The organism is Dactylosporangium sp. NPDC050588 (genome assembly GCF_040654975.1).
In the GTDB taxonomy this organism is placed as follows: Bacteria; Actinomycetota; Actinomycetes; order Mycobacteriales; family Micromonosporaceae; genus Dactylosporangium; species Dactylosporangium maewongense.
On sequence record NZ_JBFAJA010000016.1, the window covers coordinates 101,536 to 116,920 of the forward strand.

General features: G+C 72.2%; 17 protein-coding genes. 10 read left to right on the top strand and 7 right to left on the bottom strand.

Features of this window, described 5'->3' with window-relative positions:
• The first annotated feature begins 408 nt into the window (after window positions 1–408).
• Genes AB0I21_RS13390 through AB0I21_RS13400 form a run of 3 tightly spaced genes read left to right on the top strand, consistent with a single transcriptional unit; the run spans window position 409 to window position 1,972 of the window.
• On the top strand, window positions 409–867 hold the full coding sequence (locus AB0I21_RS13390; protein ID WP_360560915.1) for a hypothetical protein: 459 nt from the start codon (window positions 409–411) through the stop codon (window positions 865–867).
• Window positions 834–1,517 carry a molybdopterin dinucleotide binding domain-containing protein gene (locus tag AB0I21_RS13395; RefSeq protein WP_360560917.1) on the top strand — a complete coding sequence of 228 codons (684 nt, stop codon included), beginning with the start codon at window positions 834–836 and terminating at the stop codon, window positions 1,515–1,517. Before AB0I21_RS13390 ends, AB0I21_RS13395 begins: the two co-directional genes overlap by 34 nt.
• A complete protein-coding gene (locus AB0I21_RS13400; protein ID WP_360560919.1) occupies window positions 1,517–1,972 on the top strand; it encodes a hypothetical protein in 456 nt (151 codons plus the stop codon). Before AB0I21_RS13395 ends, AB0I21_RS13400 begins: the two co-directional genes overlap by 1 nt.
• Here AB0I21_RS13400 and AB0I21_RS13405 read toward each other — a convergent pair whose 3' ends face one another.
• Both AB0I21_RS13405 and AB0I21_RS13410 read right to left on the bottom strand, forming a co-directional pair.
• Window positions 1,973–2,410, bottom strand: coding sequence for a DUF5990 family protein (locus AB0I21_RS13405; protein ID WP_360560920.1), 438 nt, complete (start codon window positions 2,408–2,410; stop codon window positions 1,973–1,975). It lies immediately after the preceding gene.
• Window positions 2,411–2,434: 24 nt separating this feature from the next.
• Window positions 2,435–3,058 carry a maleylpyruvate isomerase N-terminal domain-containing protein gene (locus AB0I21_RS13410; RefSeq protein WP_360561014.1) on the bottom strand — a complete coding sequence of 208 codons (624 nt, stop codon included), beginning with the start codon at window positions 3,056–3,058 and terminating at the stop codon, window positions 2,435–2,437.
• 70 nt (window positions 3,059–3,128) lie between these two features.
• Here AB0I21_RS13410 and AB0I21_RS13415 point away from each other — a divergent pair, with 70 nt between their 5' ends.
• The 4 genes from AB0I21_RS13415 to AB0I21_RS13430 all read left to right on the top strand — a co-directional run bounded on the left by AB0I21_RS13415 (window position 3,129) and on the right by AB0I21_RS13430 (window position 4,739).
• Window positions 3,129–3,551: a MarR family transcriptional regulator gene (locus AB0I21_RS13415; RefSeq protein ID WP_360560922.1), complete on the top strand. Its 423-nt coding sequence runs from the start codon at window positions 3,129–3,131 to the stop codon at window positions 3,549–3,551.
• Between the two features lie 65 nt (window positions 3,552–3,616).
• Window positions 3,617–3,856, top strand: coding sequence for a DUF2316 family protein (locus AB0I21_RS13420; protein WP_360560924.1), 240 nt, complete (start codon window positions 3,617–3,619; stop codon window positions 3,854–3,856).
• Window positions 3,853–4,248, top strand: a complete 396-nt coding sequence (locus AB0I21_RS13425) for a hypothetical protein (RefSeq protein WP_360560926.1) — start codon at window positions 3,853–3,855, stop codon at window positions 4,246–4,248. Before AB0I21_RS13420 ends, AB0I21_RS13425 begins: the two co-directional genes overlap by 4 nt.
• The gene (locus AB0I21_RS13430; RefSeq protein WP_360560928.1) at window positions 4,245–4,739 is read left to right on the top strand and encodes a hypothetical protein; all 495 of its coding nucleotides are present in this window, start codon (window positions 4,245–4,247) and stop codon (window positions 4,737–4,739) included. Before AB0I21_RS13425 ends, AB0I21_RS13430 begins: the two co-directional genes overlap by 4 nt.
• Before the next feature lie 1,545 nt (window positions 4,740–6,284).
• Here the strand turns inward: AB0I21_RS13430 and AB0I21_RS13435 are convergent.
• The 3 genes from AB0I21_RS13435 to AB0I21_RS13445 form a co-directional block, all read right to left on the bottom strand.
• Window positions 6,285–8,363, bottom strand: a complete 2,079-nt coding sequence (locus AB0I21_RS13435; RefSeq protein WP_360560929.1) for a discoidin domain-containing protein — start codon at window positions 8,361–8,363, stop codon at window positions 6,285–6,287.
• Between the two features lie 34 nt (window positions 8,364–8,397).
• Complete coding sequence (locus AB0I21_RS13440) at window positions 8,398–10,590, bottom strand: cellulose binding domain-containing protein (protein ID WP_360560931.1); 2,193 nt, start codon at window positions 10,588–10,590, stop codon at window positions 8,398–8,400.
• A 154-nt stretch (window positions 10,591–10,744) separates the two neighbouring features.
• Window positions 10,745–12,031: an RICIN domain-containing protein gene (locus AB0I21_RS13445; protein WP_360560933.1), complete on the bottom strand. Its 1,287-nt coding sequence runs from the start codon at window positions 12,029–12,031 to the stop codon at window positions 10,745–10,747.
• A 169-nt stretch (window positions 12,032–12,200) separates the two neighbouring features.
• On the opposite strand from AB0I21_RS13445, the gene AB0I21_RS13450 reads away from it, so the two are divergent.
• Window positions 12,201–12,617: a hypothetical protein gene (locus tag AB0I21_RS13450; protein ID WP_360560935.1), complete on the top strand. Its 417-nt coding sequence runs from the start codon at window positions 12,201–12,203 to the stop codon at window positions 12,615–12,617.
• On the opposite strand, the gene AB0I21_RS13455 is transcribed toward AB0I21_RS13450, so the two are convergent.
• The gene (locus tag AB0I21_RS13455) at window positions 12,614–12,940 is read right to left on the bottom strand and encodes a nucleotide disphospho-sugar-binding domain-containing protein (protein ID WP_360560937.1); all 327 of its coding nucleotides are present in this window, start codon (window positions 12,938–12,940) and stop codon (window positions 12,614–12,616) included. The genes AB0I21_RS13450 and AB0I21_RS13455 overlap by 4 nt on opposite strands.
• Before the next feature lie 230 nt (window positions 12,941–13,170).
• Between AB0I21_RS13455 and AB0I21_RS13460 the strand changes: the two genes are divergently transcribed.
• On the top strand, window positions 13,171–13,452 hold the full coding sequence (locus AB0I21_RS13460) for a hypothetical protein (protein ID WP_360560939.1): 282 nt from the start codon (window positions 13,171–13,173) through the stop codon (window positions 13,450–13,452).
• Here AB0I21_RS13460 and AB0I21_RS13465 read toward each other — a convergent pair.
• Window positions 13,440–13,982 (bottom strand): hypothetical protein, encoded by a 543-nt coding sequence (locus AB0I21_RS13465; protein WP_360560941.1) that lies wholly within the window; start codon window positions 13,980–13,982, stop codon window positions 13,440–13,442. The genes AB0I21_RS13460 and AB0I21_RS13465 overlap by 13 nt on opposite strands.
• A gap of 437 nt (window positions 13,983–14,419) precedes the next feature.
• Here AB0I21_RS13465 and AB0I21_RS13470 point away from each other — a divergent pair, with 437 nt between their 5' ends.
• Window positions 14,420–15,385: an NAD-dependent epimerase/dehydratase family protein gene (locus AB0I21_RS13470; RefSeq protein WP_360560943.1), complete on the top strand. Its 966-nt coding sequence runs from the start codon at window positions 14,420–14,422 to the stop codon at window positions 15,383–15,385.

Below are 15,385 nucleotides of genomic sequence, written 5' to 3' on the forward strand. Positions count from 1 at the left end.
GTGACCTGGGCGGGCCGCTGCCGCTGAGGTTTCGCCGGTACGTGACCTGGGCGGGACGCGGACCGGTGGATGGAGAGGCCCGGGGGATGCTGACGATCCCCCGGGCCTCAATTTTTGGTTCGCCCGCGCGCTCCAGGGCATTGGTCACGGTGTGACCCAGGACCGAATCGCCGACCCGTGGGGGCCGCGCACACCGTACGGTGCCGGCGGAACCTGGCCGACCAGACTGGACTCCTGCCTGACGGTCGAGGACGTCGACTCCTGGCACCAGTCGGCGTCGGTGCTCCACATGGACGGCAACACCCGGCTGTGCACCGCCACCGCCGCCGCGGCGCTGAAGGCCAGCTTCGGCACTGACGGGCAGCCGGGCTCGTACACCGACATCGATCACTGCGACACGATCGCGCGGTGGGGCACAACGTCGCGGAGACCGCCTGCGTGCTGTGGGCACGGATGCTGGACCGCCGTCGCGGCCCGAACCCGCCGGCGATGCTCGCCGTCGACCCGCGCAGCACCCCGGTCACCCGCGAGGCCGACCTGCACCTCGCCGTCCGCAACGGCACCAACCTCGCCCTGATGAACGGCCTGCTCCGCCTCCTCATCGAGCGGGACCGGTACGACGCCTCGTACGTGCGCGACCACACGGTCGGCTTCGACAACCTGTGCGAGGTGGTCGACCCGTACCGGCCGGACCGCGTCGCCGAGATCTGCGACGTCCGCGCCGCCGACGTGGAGCGGGCCGCGGAGCTGCTCGGCACGTCCGAGCGCCTGCTGTCGACCGTGCTGCAGGGCTTCTACCAGTCCAACCAGGCGACCGCGGCGGCCTGCGTCGGATGGACTTCCGTTCCTGTTCCGGGGACCCGCTGATCCCGTGGAGCACCCCGGAGGAGGCGTTCGAGGCGTGGAAGCTGCGCGGCGCCGGCCGGCCGTGCGACTACACCGGCATCCAGTGGCCGTTCGGGGATGAGCGCCTCTACACGGACGGCGTCTTCAACACCGACCCGGACCGCTGCGAGAGCTACGGCCACGACCTGGCAACGGGCGCCGAGCTCACCAAGGAGGAGTACGCAGCCAGGCGGCCCGGCGGCCGGGCGTTCCTGCACGCCGTCGCGTACGAGCCGTCGCCCGAGACGCCGACCGGCGAGTACCCGCTGCTGCTGACGACCGGGCGCAGCGTCCACCAGTTCCACAGCCGGACGAAGACGGCCCGCGCGCCGCAGCTCAACGCCGCCGCGCCGGAGCCGTGGGTCGAGGTCAACGCCGCGGACGCCGCGGCCGCCGGCATCCGCGACGGTGACCTGGTCGCGGTGACCTCACCGCGCGGCACGGTCCGGGCGCCCGCCCGGATCCGCGGCATCCGGCCCGGCGTGGTCTTCATCCCGTTCCACCAAGGGTACTTCGACGCTCCCGGGGCCTTCGACCGGGCGGCCAACGAACTGACCGTCACTTCCTGGGACCCGGTCTCCAAACAGCCGCTGTTCAAGGTCACGGCGGTCCGTCTCGACAAGGTGACGTGATGCATCTCGGTCACTACCTCGGCCTGCTGCACCGCTCGCAGACCTGCCTCGCCGACGCGTTCCGGGAGGTCGCCTCGGCGCACGGCGACGAGCCCGACATCCGCGCCCTGTGCACCCGGCTGGCGGCCCAGTGCGACGCGCACGCCTCGCAGCTCGCACCCTTCGCCGCACGGTACGCGGCGGAGGCACCCGACGAGCCGGACCGGCTCCACTCGACCCTGTTCACCGGCACGCGCGGCGGCGGGCTGGGCCTCCTGCGGGACCTGCACGACCTGTACCTCATGGCGGCCGAGTGCGACGTCAGCTGGACCGTCGTCGGTCAGGCCGCCCGCGGCGTGCGGGACGAGGACCTGCTGCGGGTCGTGCTGCGCTGCGAGGGCGAGACCGCCGTGCAGCTCAAGTGGCTGCGGACCCGCATCCGGCAGGCGGCACCGCAGGCGCTCGTCGTCGCCTGATCAGCGCACCGTCCACACGATCGTGGGCGGGCGGACCCGTGCGCACACCGGGTCGCCCGCCGCGTCGGTCAGGCCGAGCCGGCCGTGCAGCGTGCCGGCCCCGTCGTGCGCCGCCCGCAGCACCTCGGTCGGGATGTCGCCGAACATGAGCTTCGCCCGGCGGAACATCGCGAACTCGTCGCCCGTCACAGCGCCCCAGCTCAGGTAGAGGAACCGTGCCCCGGGCCGGCCGTGCACCCATGGCCCGCCGACGTCGAGCAGCCCGTCGACCTCCCGGCTGGTCACCTCCAGGTCCCAGGTCACGTCCGGCGCGTCGGCCCGGACCCTGTCCACCACCTCGGCCTTGCGCTGCACGCCCACGTGTACGTTGTGCAGCCGCAACGCGTCGGCGCCGGGGCGCCGCCCCGGCAGGTCGGTGCCCTCGATCCGGATTCGCACACCCCTGACCCTATGCCGCTTGGTTTACAGCGCGGCTATGGACGCGGGGGCTCGCTCCTGCCGGGCGAGTGCCCTGACCACCGGTAGCGCCCCGTGCCGCCACACCGCCAGCCTGCCGAGCAGCTCCACGGTGGCCGTGACGGCTTCCGGCGGCAGCTGCGGCGCCGGTACGTCGAGGCTCACCGCCAGGTCGTCCACGTGCACGACGAGCTCCAGCACCCGGGTCAGCAGGAAGTCGTCGACCGTCAGCCCCCACTCCCCGAGGTCCACGATCCGCTCCGGATGCTGCGCAGGCACGGTCGTGCGCAGCTCGTCCAGCGCCGCGTCGACCTCGGCGGTCAGCTCGGCGGCGCTGGTCAGCACGGCGGCCTCCTCGCCCCGCGTACGGATGAGGACGTTGTCGTCGCTGTCCCTGCCCGACCCGGCCCAGCCCGCGCCGGTGAAGTGGTCCAGAACGGGGACGGCGGCCTCACCCGGCGGCCCCGCGAGCAGCGTCACGGTCCTGGTGACCTGATTGGCGAGGTGCCGGGCCAGCCCGCCGACGGTGAACCCGGGCAGCGCACTGGGCTCGCCCCACCTCGCCGTCACGGCCGGGTCCCGCAGCAGCCCCGCGGCGGTGTCACTGGCATCGAGAAACGCAGATCGCATCACCCGCCGATCCTATTCGGTGCCGGACAGTTTGTTGAGGGCCCTCACGATGAGGGTTTATCGTTTGGGTGTGAACGATCTCGACCTCGTCGACCAGCTGCTGGGCTGTGTGACCCAGATCCGCCGGGTCCTGGACACCCGCCTCCAGCGGCACGGCGTGTCCGTCGCCCGCAAGCGGGTCCTCGGCGCCCTGGCCGCCGGCCCTGCCCGGCAGAGCGAGCTCGCGACCGCGCTGGACGTCGCCCCACGCACGATCACCGAGCTGATCGACGGCCTGTCCCGCGACGGCCTGGTCCAGCGCACCGACGACCCACGCGACCGCCGCGCCCGCCTGGTCCGCCTCACCCCTGCCGGCGAACACGCCAACACCCTGGCCACCGCGACTCGGCACGAGTTCCTGGCCGAGCTCTTCGCCGACCTGACGACCGGGGAACGCGCCGCCCTGGCGCACACCCTCGCCACCCTGCGCACCCGCGCCGCCGCACTGACCTGATCAGCCCGGAGGACCGCCCCGCGCCCCGCGCCACCGCACTGCCCTGAACCAGCACGGAGGACCCCATGTCACTCAACCTCGCCGAGAAGGCCCAGACCGCCGCCGAGCTCCAAGCCAACCAGCGCCTGACTGGCCGTACCCCCGACGCCCTGGCGGCCGACCTCGGCTTCACCACCGCCTACCTCGACGACCTCCTGCACCCGCGCCCCGCCATCGACCCCGCCGGCGTCCGCGATTGCCCGCCGCCCGGCGATGATCTACATTCCCTACCGGCGTGGCGTCGCCGGGAGCGGGAGAGCGCGTGAACAGTTGGCACCATGCGGTCTCAGCGGCGCGCAAGTGGGGCGGCGCCCCTGAGAACTACATCGAGATAGAGGAGTTCATCGACTCCTCCAAGAAGACGATCGGCGACGTCCGGCACCGGTCGCTCTACCACCACACCGAGGGCGTCTGGCTGTGCCAACGCATCTTCGGCCGCACCATCGAAGTCCCCCGGAGCGCCGGTGGGACGGTCCAGGTCCCCGTCCGGCTGATCGCGGAGCGGCACGTCCTGGAAGACCTCGGCTGGCTCCCGTCGCCGGCCGACTACATCGCCGGCATGCCGATCGCGCCGTGGATGTCCGGCGCGCAACGCAAGCAACTCCCGCTGTCCCACCTTCTGCAGAGCGAACCCCGGACCGAGGAGCCAGCCGAATGAGCCACTTCAACTTTCTCGGCATCCCGGTCGACGGGACCATCATCCGCCCCGCCCCCACGGTGCAGCAGCGCCCGCTGTCGGACCTCGAACCACTGATCCGCGCGCTCCTCGCCGACGACGTGATCGTCGAGTTCGGCTGGACGCAGTACACGCCCTACTACAACGACGGGGACCCGTGCGTGTTCAGCGTCGACACGCCGTGGTTCCGGACTCCCGAAGACCCGGCCCTCGAGCCGCAGTTGACCCACCAGCTCCGGCTCGAGGACGGACGACACCCGTCGCTGGGCCGCCGGGAGGGCAAGTGGGTCAACGGGCAGAGGCACAGCGCATACACCGGCCCGGACGAGGAACGGTACGACCGGGCCCGCGCGTTCACCGACGCCCTCGAGAGCGAAGCGTTCAACCAGGTGCTGCTCGACGCATTCGGCGACCACGCCCACATCACCGTCCGCCGCGACGGCATCACCGTCGACAGCTACTCGCACGACTAACACCTGCCCTCACCGCCCGGCACGACGATCGGACTCCGCGCCCCGCGGCCGAAGAGGCCGGCCAGCAGCAACGAACGCCACCCGCCCCGACCTGACGCCCGCGCGTGGCGCACCTGTGGCGGCGATCGTGCTGCTCGACGGTCCGGGCGAACGTCCGCACGTCCGGTCCGGCCTGCCGGGTTCACCGGTGCTCCGCTGTGATCCAAGGACGGTTCTGGTCATGCGGGCGGCCGGATTCGTCCTTCGATCTTCTCGTCGTGTGGGGCGAGTTGTGCGGGGTGTGGCGCCCGGCTGCCTGAGCGGCCGCCCGCGGTGTGCCACCGCGGTTGAGCGGCGCGGTGTCCGCCGTCATAGCTCTGAAGGGTGTGGCACTGCTGGCGATGGGGATCTCTTCTGGCTGGCGTGACGGCCTGGCACGGTGGCGCAGAGCGTGACGCGACGATGGCATGAGATGGCGTGGTGGCCTGGCGTGGTGGCCTGGCGTTGGGGCCTGGCGTGGTGCGTGACGCGACGATGGCGTGGCTGGCCGCGGTGGGCTGGCGTGGTGGCCCGCGCATGAGGCGAAGATGACGCGGCCCGACGCGGTGGCCTGGCGTTGTGTGTGACGCGACGATGGCGTGGGTGGGCGTGGTGGCCCGCGCATGACACGAAGATGACGCGCCCCGACGCGATGGCCTGGTGTGACGGGCAGAGCGCCACGGCTGGTGGTGGTGGCGACAACACCAACGGGGGCACGACCCCTCGCGGCAGTGGCACCATGCCCGGCGGCGCCTGGCGTCTGACGCGACGGTGATGTGGTCAGGAATGGTCCGCGTGGTGGGCTGACGCGTGGTCGTGAGGGTCAGCCGCGGTCCGGAGTGGCGGCCCGCGTGGTCGGAGAGGGTCAGCCGCGGCGCAGCTCGATCGCGGAGGGTTGGCCGGCGGGTTGGACTGTGGTGGAGGAGATGCGGACGCGGACGTAGCGGTTGTCGCGTGAGTTGACGGCGAGCGTGGTGCCGCCGGCCGCTGGTGAGGTTGAAGTCGTGTGTTGTGGAGGTCCAGGGGGTGCTGGCAGGGCCGTGGGTGGTCTGGGGCGCGGTGCCACGGGTCAGCCGCGGTGCAGCTCGATTGAGGAGAGTTGGCCGGCGGGTTGGCCTGTTGGAGGCGATGGGACTGTGGACGTAGTGGTGGTCGTCTGAGCTGGCGGGCTTGCCGTTGATGGAGTCGAAGTCGGGTGGTTGCGGGGCGTCGCAGGGAGCACCTGCGTGGTGGGGCGATGGCGTGGTGGGGCGATGGCGTGTGTGGTCTGGGGCGCGGTCTCCACGGGTCAGCCGCGGTCCCCACGGGTCAGCCGCGGTGCAGCTCGATTGAGGAGAGTTGGCCGGTGGGTTGGCCTGTTGGAGGCGGTAGGACTGTGGACGTAGTGGTGGTCGTCTGAGCTGGCGGGCTTGCCGTTGATGGAGTCGAAGTCGGGTGGTTGCGGGGCGTCGCAGGGAGCACCTGCGTGGTGGGGCGATGGCGTGGTGGGGCGATGGCGTGTGTGGTCTGGGGCGCGGTCTCCACGGGTCAGCCGCGGTACAGCTCGATCGCGGAGAGTTGGCCGGCGGGCTGGACTGTGTTGGAGGAGATGAGGATGCGGACGTAGCGGTGGTTGCCTGCGTTGACGGTGAGGGTGGCCTGCTGGCCGCTGTTGGGGTCGAAGCGGCAGGCGGCGCCCGGGACGAGGACGGAGAAGGTGGCGCCGTCGGGGCTGCCGAGGACGGTCACGGTCTGGGTGCGGGCGGGCCAGGCCGACGACGGTGGCAGGCGCAGGACGATGCGGCGGACCGCGACCGGGGCGCCGAGGTCGACCTGGATCCACTGGGGAAAGGCGTTGTTGCGGCTCTCCCAGTAGCTCATCGGGTCGCCGTCGGTGGTGCGGCTCGCGACATACGGGTCGGTGTGGCTGCTCTCCGTGGCCGGCCGGCCGCGTGCTACGTCGGTGCCGGTGTCCAGCGGCAGCGGGGGCGTGCCCGTGGCCGAGGTGGTGAGGCTGGGGCCGGCCGCTGCCGACGCCGATGCCTGGGTGGAGCCGCGGGGCGAGGCGGACGTGCTGGCCCGAGGGGAGGCGCTGCCGCTCGCCGATGCCGCCGCGGACGGGGTGCCGGGCGCGGCGTCGGGGGTCGTCGCCGTCTGTGGCCCGGCGTCGCCGGCGAGGTCGGCGCCGTTGCCGCCGCGAGGCCAGAACGCGACCAGGCCCGCGACGGCGAGCAGCACCACGACCACCGCCGCGGCGGCCAGCAGCGCCAGGCCGTTGCGGGCGCGGCGGGCCGCGGCCGGTGGGTCGGGCGGCAGGGGTGCGGGTGGCATGGGCAGCAGGTCGGCGCGCTGGAACCCGCGTGCCTGCCCGTTGGTCACGCCGCCGCCGGGGTGTCGCTCGGCGAGCTCCCGCTCGGCGGCCTCGCCCCACGCCGAGGACGTGCCCTCCACGACGAGGTCGACGGCGGCGGGGATGTCGGACAGGAGCGCGGTGAACATCGCCGACAGCGGCGGCCACACCAGGTCGTCGATCGTCTCCCCGGCGGTGCCGACGACGACCCGGTAGGCACCCGGCCGCTCGGCGAACGAAGCGGGGGACGAAGCCGGGGCCGAAGAACCGCCCGCATCCACAGCGGCGAACGACTCGGTGACGGGAGCCGCGTCAGGCAACGAGGCGCGGCCCTTCGCGGGTGGCGGGGGAGGGCCGGGGAACGCATGGATCCCGCCGCCGCTCAACCGCACCTGCCAGCCCATGTCCATCGCATAGGTGGCGGGGGAGAGCTCGCGCAGCGAGGCGTGCGGCGGGGACGACGCCACGACCTCCTCGCCGCCGTCAGGGGTGAGGCGCAGCAGCCACGCGGGCTCCGCCCACACGGGCCGGCGGTGGGCGTCGAGGGCGAACACCACGATCGACCCGGCGGGCGTGTGCAGGGGCACCCCGTTGACCAGGTGGACGGGCTCGCCGAGGCGGGCGGCGGCGGTCGCGGCGACCGCGCGGCCGGCGCCCTGGCCCGCGCCCAGCGGCACGAGGTCGGCGACCCGCCGCACGCGGGTCGGCAGGGCGGTCATGGCCAGTGCGAGCTGCTCGCCGGTGAGGGCCGGGTCGAGCAGCAGCCGCGGCCGGGACGGGTCCACGGCGACGGCGAACTCGACCCCGTCGAAGGCGGCCGCCGAGCCCACCGGGGCGGGGGACAGCAGCCAGCCGGCGGGGACTGGCTGGGCGATGACCGTGGAGGGCCACAGCGGCGCGGATCCCTGCCAGTCGGGTGCGGGCCAGCGCGGGCCGAGCGGCTCGGCGGGCCGGCCGGGCCGGTGCCGCCACCAGCCGCCGCCGGCGTCGGTCGTGACCATCACCCCGCCGGGCGTCTGCACGACCGGGCCGTCGGGCGCGACGACGGGCCGGTCCAGCGCCACGGCGAGGTCGGGGCCGAGCGGGCCGGCCGCGAGCAGCACGACGCGCTCGGCGTCGGGCGGCACCGCCGCGGCGAGGTCCGAGGCAGTGACGGAAACGGCGGGGGCGACCGCCACGGCCAGCCACCCGTCAGGCACCACGGGGAATCCCGGCACGTCGCCGGCGAGCACGCACCGATCCACCCTGCGGATCAGGTCCGAGCTCGCCGACGTCATGCCAACAAGCTACCGCCCAGGTATGACAGGAACGCTAACGCACGTAGATGACGGGCGCCGGCGGCGTCGACATGCCGCTGCCGATGAAGTACGACGGGTGCGGCGGCTGGTTGTACGCGGTGTTCTGCCAGGCGATCGCGCACCGGTACTGCGGGTCGTGCATCAGCGTGAAGAGCCGCGTCGAGGTCGGGTCGGGCGTGCTGTAGATGCGCAGCGCGGTGTTGTCCGACGTGGGCCAGATCACCTCCTCGCGCCAGTCGCCGAGGATGTCGCCGGACAGTGACGGCGTCGACTTCGTGCCGTTGTTGGAGTGCACGCCGGAGGCGGTCAGCAGCCGGGTGTCGCCGGAGGTGCCGTACTTGTCGATGTGGGTGCCGTCGAGGAGCTCCCGGGTCGTGTCGCCGTCCCACCAGGCGAGGAAGTTCGTCGAGCTCGGCTTGCGGGTGGAGACGACGGTGCCCTTGGGGTTGCGGACGCCGTCGGCGGCGGAGGACCACGACTCGGCGCCGGCGCTGCCGGCCCAGATGTCGCCGGACACGCCGCGGCCGTTGTCGCCGTTGGCCGGGGTGGTCCACAGGACCTGCCCGGTGCGCGCGTCGGCCATCCACGAGGAGGGCTTGCTGCCGTCCTCATCGACCTTGAACTCCTCCAGGCCCGGCCGGGACGGGTCGAGGTCGCCGACGTGCAGGGCGTCGCCGTGGCCGTTGCCGGTGTTCCAGAGGCGGGCGCCATTGTCGTCGACGGCCATCGACCCGTACACGATCTCGTCGCGGCCGTCGGAGTCGACGTCGGCGACGGAGAGCTGATGGTTGCCCTGGCCGGCGTAAGCGCTGTTGCCGGAGCTGTTGCTGTCGAAGGTCCAGCGCCGGGTCAGCGAGCCGTTGCGGAAGTCCCAGGCGACGATGACCGACCGCGTGTAGTACCCGCGGGCCATGATCAGCGATGGGCGCTGCCCGTCGAGGTATGCGGTGCCGGCCAGGAACCGGTCGACCCGGTTGCCGTAGTTGTCGCCCCACGACGAGACGGTGCCGCGCGGCACCACGTAGTCCACTGTGGACATGGCGGCGCCGGTGAGGCCGTTGAACATGGTGAGGAACTCGGGGCCGCTGAGCACGTAGCCGGAGCTGTTGCGGTAGTCGGCGGAGGCGTTGCCGATGACGCGGCCGGTGCCGTCGACCGTGGCGTCCGCGGTCTTCATGGCGACCTCGGCGCGGCCGTCGCCGTCGTAGTCGTACACCTGGAACTGGGTGTAGTGGGCGCCGGCGCGGATGTTGCGGCCGAGGTTGATCCGCCACAGGCGCTGCCCGTCCAGCCGGTACGCGTCGACGTACACGACGCCGGTGACACCGGACTGCGAGTTGTCCTTGGCATCGGCGGGGTCCCACTTCAGCACGATCTCGTAGTCGCCGTCGCCGTCGAGGTCACCGACGGAGGCGTCGTTGGCGGTGTAGCCGGAGCCGGGCGAGGAGATCGGCACGTCGAGGTAGCCGTTGGCGAAGCGCAGCGACGCTGCCGACGCGGTCTGCTCGGTGCCGCCGACGACCGCGCGCACCGTGTAGGAGGCGTCCGCGGCGGCGCCGGCGTCGAGGTAGTCGGTGCCGGTGGTGACCGTCGCGATGCGGGTGCCGCCGCGGTACAGGTTGAACGCCGTCGACAGGGCCTCGGTGCCGAGCAGCCGCCAGGAGACGAGGTTGCCGCTGCCGGACCGCACGGAGATGAGGCCGCGGTCGAGATCCTCCATCTGCTTGGCGTTGCCCGTGGGGGGCGGCGGCGCCGAAGAAGAGGGCGGTGGCGCGGACGATGTGGGGGCTCCGGTGCAGGTGACGCCGTTCAGCGAAAATCCAACAGGCGATGGATTGCTACCCGTCCACGTGCCGTTGAAGCCGAACGACACGGTCGCCCCGGTCGCGATCGGCGCGTTGTAGCCGACATCGGAAGCCCGGGTCTGGCCGCCGCTGGTCGTGACGGTCGCGTTCCACGCCTGGGTGACGGTCTGCCCGGCCGGGAACGTCCACGCCAGGGTCCAGCCGTTCACGGCGTCGCCGAGGTTGGTGATGTCGACGTTCGCGCCGAAGCCGCCCTGCCAGGAGTTGGTCACGGTGTACGTGACGCGGCAGCCGGACGCGGCGGCCGACGCCACGGTCACGGTGACGGCGGCCGCGGCGACGGCCACCGCGCCGGCCGCGGCGATGGCGACGGCCCGCCGCCGATGGGGGATGAACCGCACGATCCGCTCCTCGCTGTACAACATGCGAACGGGCGGTCGGGCGAGTGTCACAATTGCCCGACCCGGGACGGCGAGACCGTAGTCCCGGGGTCCAGGGCCGGGCAATGCATCACCACGCGTCAATGCTCAGGGCGGTCCGTGGAAGCCGAAACTTTCAGGACAGCCGGAAGGACTGCGCCGCCGTGCCGTTGCAGGTGTACTGCACGAGCTGCACGCTGTCGGCGGTCGACGCGGCCGGGACATCCAGGCACTTGCCCGAGAGCCGGCTCACGAAGTGGTACCAGCCGCCGCCCTCGGCCACGGGCTGCCACTGCTGGTTGTTGCCGCCGCCGTAGGTCCACGTCTGGATCGGCGCGTTGTCGGCGCTCGACACGTTGGTGACGTCCAGGGCCTGTGCGCTGTTGCCGCGGTTGTTGATGCGCACGAACCCGCCGCTGGTCGGCTGGAACTGGAACTGCTGCGCGGTGGAGCCGTTGCACGTGTACTGCTGGATCGCCGTGCCGTTGGTGGTGCCGGCCGCCCGCGCGTCGACGCACTTCGACGAGTTCTTGTTGGTGACGCTGTACCAGGCGGTCGGCGAGATCGGTCCCGTGCTGGCCGACGGCGTGGGCGACGACGACGGCGGGGTGGTGGAGGCGCCGGCGAGCCACAGGATGCCGTCGATGATCCAGCGGTTCTGGTCGGCGCTGGCGAACGTCGAGGACGTGCGGGTGTTGGTGGAGTAGTTCATGCCGTTGTGGCCGAAGTTGGCGTACAGCATCTTGTAGTTACGGTTCGTCCACAGGATCGGGTAGTAGCCGCTGTACCACGACTGGTTGGGGTCGGTGCCGACCGGGAAGCTGCTGGGGTCCACCGAGGCGAGGATGTCGATCGCGGGGTTCTGGCGCAGGTCGTTGCTCCACGAGTACCACTCGCTGACCGCGGACCGGAACGTGGCCGGCAGTCGTACCGTCGACGGGTGCGCCCGGTCCTCGACCTTCAGCGTGACCGCGGTCGGCCCCCACGTGTTGGTCCGGAACGCGCCCGAGCCGAGGAATGTGTTGTAGTACCAGCTCCACGAGCCGGGGTCGGTGGTGAACGCGCTGACGTGGAAGCCCATCCAGGCGCCGCCGTTGTTCATGTACTGCTGGAACGCGGCCCGCTGCCCCGACGGCGGCGCGTCGTCGAGGAACATGATGACCTTGTACTGGGCCAGGCTGCCGGTGTTGAGCCGGCTCCAGTCGGTGGTCGCCTCCCAGGTGAAGCCGTTCTGCGCGGCCTGCGCCGGGAACCAGTCCCGGGCCTCCTTGTCGAAGTCGATGTGGGCCGCGTCCCAGGTGCCGTTGTAGAAGGCGAGCACCTTGAACGGGGCGGCGGCGGCCAGGGCGGGCCTGATGACCAGGCCCACCCCCAGCGCGGTCACCAGGGCGAGCGCGGCGAGCACGAGGCGTCGCGCGCTCAAGGGGAGCTTCTTGAGCACGGGTGGTCCTTCGGTAGGCGGGAGGGGATGGGCGGATCCGCTCCCCTCGCATCATCAGCCATCGATGACGCCACCACAAGGTAAAGAGTCCTAATAGTTAAAGTAAGTCTCCAATTAAGTCGTCCGCGCAGGTGGCGCTAGGGTGTCGGGCATGGACGCTGCCGCGCGCATCCGGACTGACAACGTGATGACGCTCTGGTTCGTGGGGCTCGGCCTGGCCGTGACCGCGGGGTTCGTCGCCTACGCCTTCGGCCCCTGGACGTGGGCGCTGTGCGGCGGCGGCACGTGGTGCGGCCAGCCCGACATCCAGTTCCTTACCGCGTTCGTCCTGGCTGTGATCGGGGTGCCGCTGTTCGCCGCCGGCGTGGGGATCTCGCTCCTGGTGCGGGGGCTGCTCGTCCGCCGGCCCATGTCGCCGGTGGTGGCCGGCACCGTCGCCGCGCCGACCGGACCGTTGATGGTCGGTCTGGTGGCCGCCACCTACCCCACGCCCTGGTTCCCTTACGCCGCCGTCGTTGCCGTCGGCGCCGTGCTGGTCGCGGTGATGACGCGGGTCGCACGGAGTTAGACCGCCGGCTGCGGGCTTCGTACGGCGACCTCCTCGGCGGCGTCGGCGAAGCGCTCCGCCGCCCGGGCGGGGTCGATGCCGGCCGCCACCGCACGGGCTCGGTCGCGCAGCCCCAGCGCCGTGTCGACGGCCGCGGCGAGCCGGGCTGCGGTGAGCCGCTTCGCGGGCAGGATCACGCCGGTGCCGGCCTGCTGCACCCGCCGGGCGACCTCCGGCTGGTCGCGGCCCCAGGGGACGGCGACGACCGGTACACCCGCGGCGACGGCCTTCGTGACGATCCCCATGCCGGCCGGGCAGACCACCGCGGCGGCGCGACGGAGCACGGGGCTGCTCGACGCCGGTGACGCCGACGAGCCGGCCGGTCGTGAGGGGATCGAGGCCCGGGAACGCGGCGGCGAGCCAGGCCCGGTGCGCGGCCCGGCCGCCGTCGGCGTTGGCCTTCAGCGCCGGTGAGCTGTCCTCCTGGGCGAGGTTGCGCTCCAGCAGCAGCGCCCACCGGCTGTAGTGCCGCCGGAACGCGGCGGCGACCAGGTCCGGCAGCCGCGCCCGGTACGTGCTCTACCACCCGGGCTTCACCCGCAGCGGCGACCGCTCGGGCCTGCCGCCGGTGGTCCGGGGGCTGCTCGCGGTCGCGTCGCTGGCGGCCCGGCCGGTGGCCGCCTCGGTCGCGCCGATCCACGGGTTCGTGGACGAGCCGCCGGCGGACGCGCTGACCGCGGTCGACCGGGACCGGCGCCTCCCGCCGGACTTCCCGACCCTGGACGCCGCGGCAGCCGCCCGGCTGCTGGAGCTCACCGGGCGGCTGCTGTCGAGGGCTGAGGGTCAGGCGGCGTAGTCGACCAGGTCGCCGCTGTCGAGGACCGAGCGGAGCCGGGACAGGTCGATGCCCTTGTCCTGCATGCGTTTCACGACGTCGGCGGCGCTGCTGTCGCGCAGGGACCCGCTGTCGGTCTCCAGCAGGGTGCTGAGCTGTTGCAGCTTCGACTCGTCCGACAGGCCGGCGGCACCGCCGCGGGGTGCGCCGGGCGGCGGGCCGGGCGTGCCCTTCTGCGCCGCGATCCGCTCGGCGACGGCGTCGTCGTTCTCCTCGACGGACGCGGAGACCGAGGTGGCCGCGCTCGCCGGCTTGCCGGCCTTGATCGCGGCGATCAGGTCGTCGTGCGAGACGCCCTGCTCCTCCGCGACCTCGGTGAGGCTCTGTCCGCTGTCCAGCTTGGACTTCAGCTGGTCGCCCGACAGGCCGAGCGCCCTGGTCACCGCGCTCATCGGGTCCTGGCCGTCCTTCGGTGGCGGTGGGGGTCGCAGCGCCGTCCGCTGGCCGGCGAACGAGCCCGAGATGCCGCTGATGCCGCTGATCGAGGTCACATGTGCTCCATCCGTGGTGCCGTGCAGCCGGGCACCGCTCGGCCCGACGGGGTCAACTTCGACCACCTCCGTGTGGGGCGGAGCGTTTGCCAGGATTTTGCCAGGGATCACAGCGTTCCGGCAGGTATCGGCGTCCGTGAGAGGCGCCAAAACCATCGCTTCACGTAAATTCCGCCGGATCGGGGGCAACGTCGGCAAAACGATGCCTCACATACGACGGAGTCAATAAATCTTTCCCCTCGGACTGTGATCACTGGCGCCTGGACGGTAGATTGCGACCGCGGCGTGAGGATTCGATCACTCGTGGCGAAGATCGCTGTCCGCATCGTGTTTGTGCTGTTCAACGGCGTTTCCAGCGCGGGGCACCACCCCGTGGAGGGGCTCGCCGAAGCCTGCCGTGGGCGAGGACCCGCCCATCGAGTGATAGGAAACGGCCAATGAAGATCGGCGTGACCGGGGGTAATGGTTTCATCGGGCGGTACGTCTGCGAGGAGATCGAGGCGCGAGGACATGAGGCGTTGGTATTCGATCACCACGCGCACGCCCGGCGCCGTCCGGAGGCGCCCGAGCGCGAGGTGATGCTCGGCGACATCCGCGACGCGACCGCCATGGTCGAGCTCGCCGCCCACTGCGACGGCATCATCCACCTCGCCGCCGTGCTCGGCACCCAGGAGACGATCCTGAACCCGCGCCCGGCCGCCGAGACGAACCTCGTCGGCGGGCTGAACTTCCTCGAGGCCGTCACCCAGTACCAGCTGCCGGGCGTCTACATCGGGGTCGGCAACCACTGGATGAACAACAGCTACTCCATCTCCAAGACCGCCGTCGAGCGGTTCGTGTCGATGTTCAACGCCGACCGCGGCAGCCGGGTCAACGTGGTGCGCGCCGTCAACGCGTACGGGCCGCGCCAGCTCGCCGCCGCGCCGTTCGGACCCGGCAAGGTCCGCAAGATCACCCCCGCGGTCGTCTGCCGCGCCCTGTGCGGGATGCCGGTCGAGCTCTACGGCGGCGGCCACCAGGTCTCCGACATGGTGTGGGTCGGCGACGTCGCCAGGGCGCTCGTCTCCGCGTTCGAGGCCGCCGAGGCCGGCACCGTCCTGGACCACGTGGTGGAGTGCGGCCCCGTCTCGTCGACCACGATCCGCCACGTCGCCGAGATCGTCATCGACCAGTGCGAGCGCAAGGGCTACCCGCGGGTCGAGATCGTGGACCTGCCGATGCGCCCCGGTGAGCAGGCCGGCGCCGTCGTCAGCGCGAACGCCGAGACGCTGCGCGCCGTCGGCATCGACCCCGCCGGTCTCGTGTCGCTCGAGACGGGCCTGGAGCGGACCGTCGACTGGTTCATCGCCACCCAGGGCGAGCACTGGACGGCCCCCGAGCCGCTCGCGCTCGCCGCCCGCTGA

What these genes read in the sequence shown, in the direction of transcription:
- AB0I21_RS13430 (WP_360560928.1), top strand. Translation starts at nt 4,245, where the DNA reads ATGAGCCACTTCAACTTTCTCGGCATCCCGGTCGACGGGACCATCATC.
- AB0I21_RS13420 (WP_360560924.1), top strand. Translation starts at nt 3,617, where the DNA reads ATGTCACTCAACCTCGCCGAGAAGGCCCAGACCGCCGCCGAGCTCCAA.
- AB0I21_RS13450 (WP_360560935.1), top strand. Translation starts at nt 12,201, where the DNA reads ATGGACGCTGCCGCGCGCATCCGGACTGACAACGTGATGACGCTCTGG.
- AB0I21_RS13435 (WP_360560929.1), bottom strand. Translation starts at nt 8,363, where the DNA reads ATGACGTCGGCGAGCTCGGACCTGATCCGCAGGGTGGATCGGTGCGTG.
- AB0I21_RS13410 (WP_360561014.1), bottom strand. Translation starts at nt 3,058, where the DNA reads ATGCGATCTGCGTTTCTCGATGCCAGTGACACCGCCGCGGGGCTGCTG.
- AB0I21_RS13470 (WP_360560943.1), top strand. Translation starts at nt 14,420, where the DNA reads ATGAAGATCGGCGTGACCGGGGGTAATGGTTTCATCGGGCGGTACGTC.
- AB0I21_RS13395 (WP_360560917.1), top strand. Translation starts at nt 834, where the DNA reads ATGGACTTCCGTTCCTGTTCCGGGGACCCGCTGATCCCGTGGAGCACC.
- AB0I21_RS13400 (WP_360560919.1), top strand. Translation starts at nt 1,517, where the DNA reads ATGCATCTCGGTCACTACCTCGGCCTGCTGCACCGCTCGCAGACCTGC.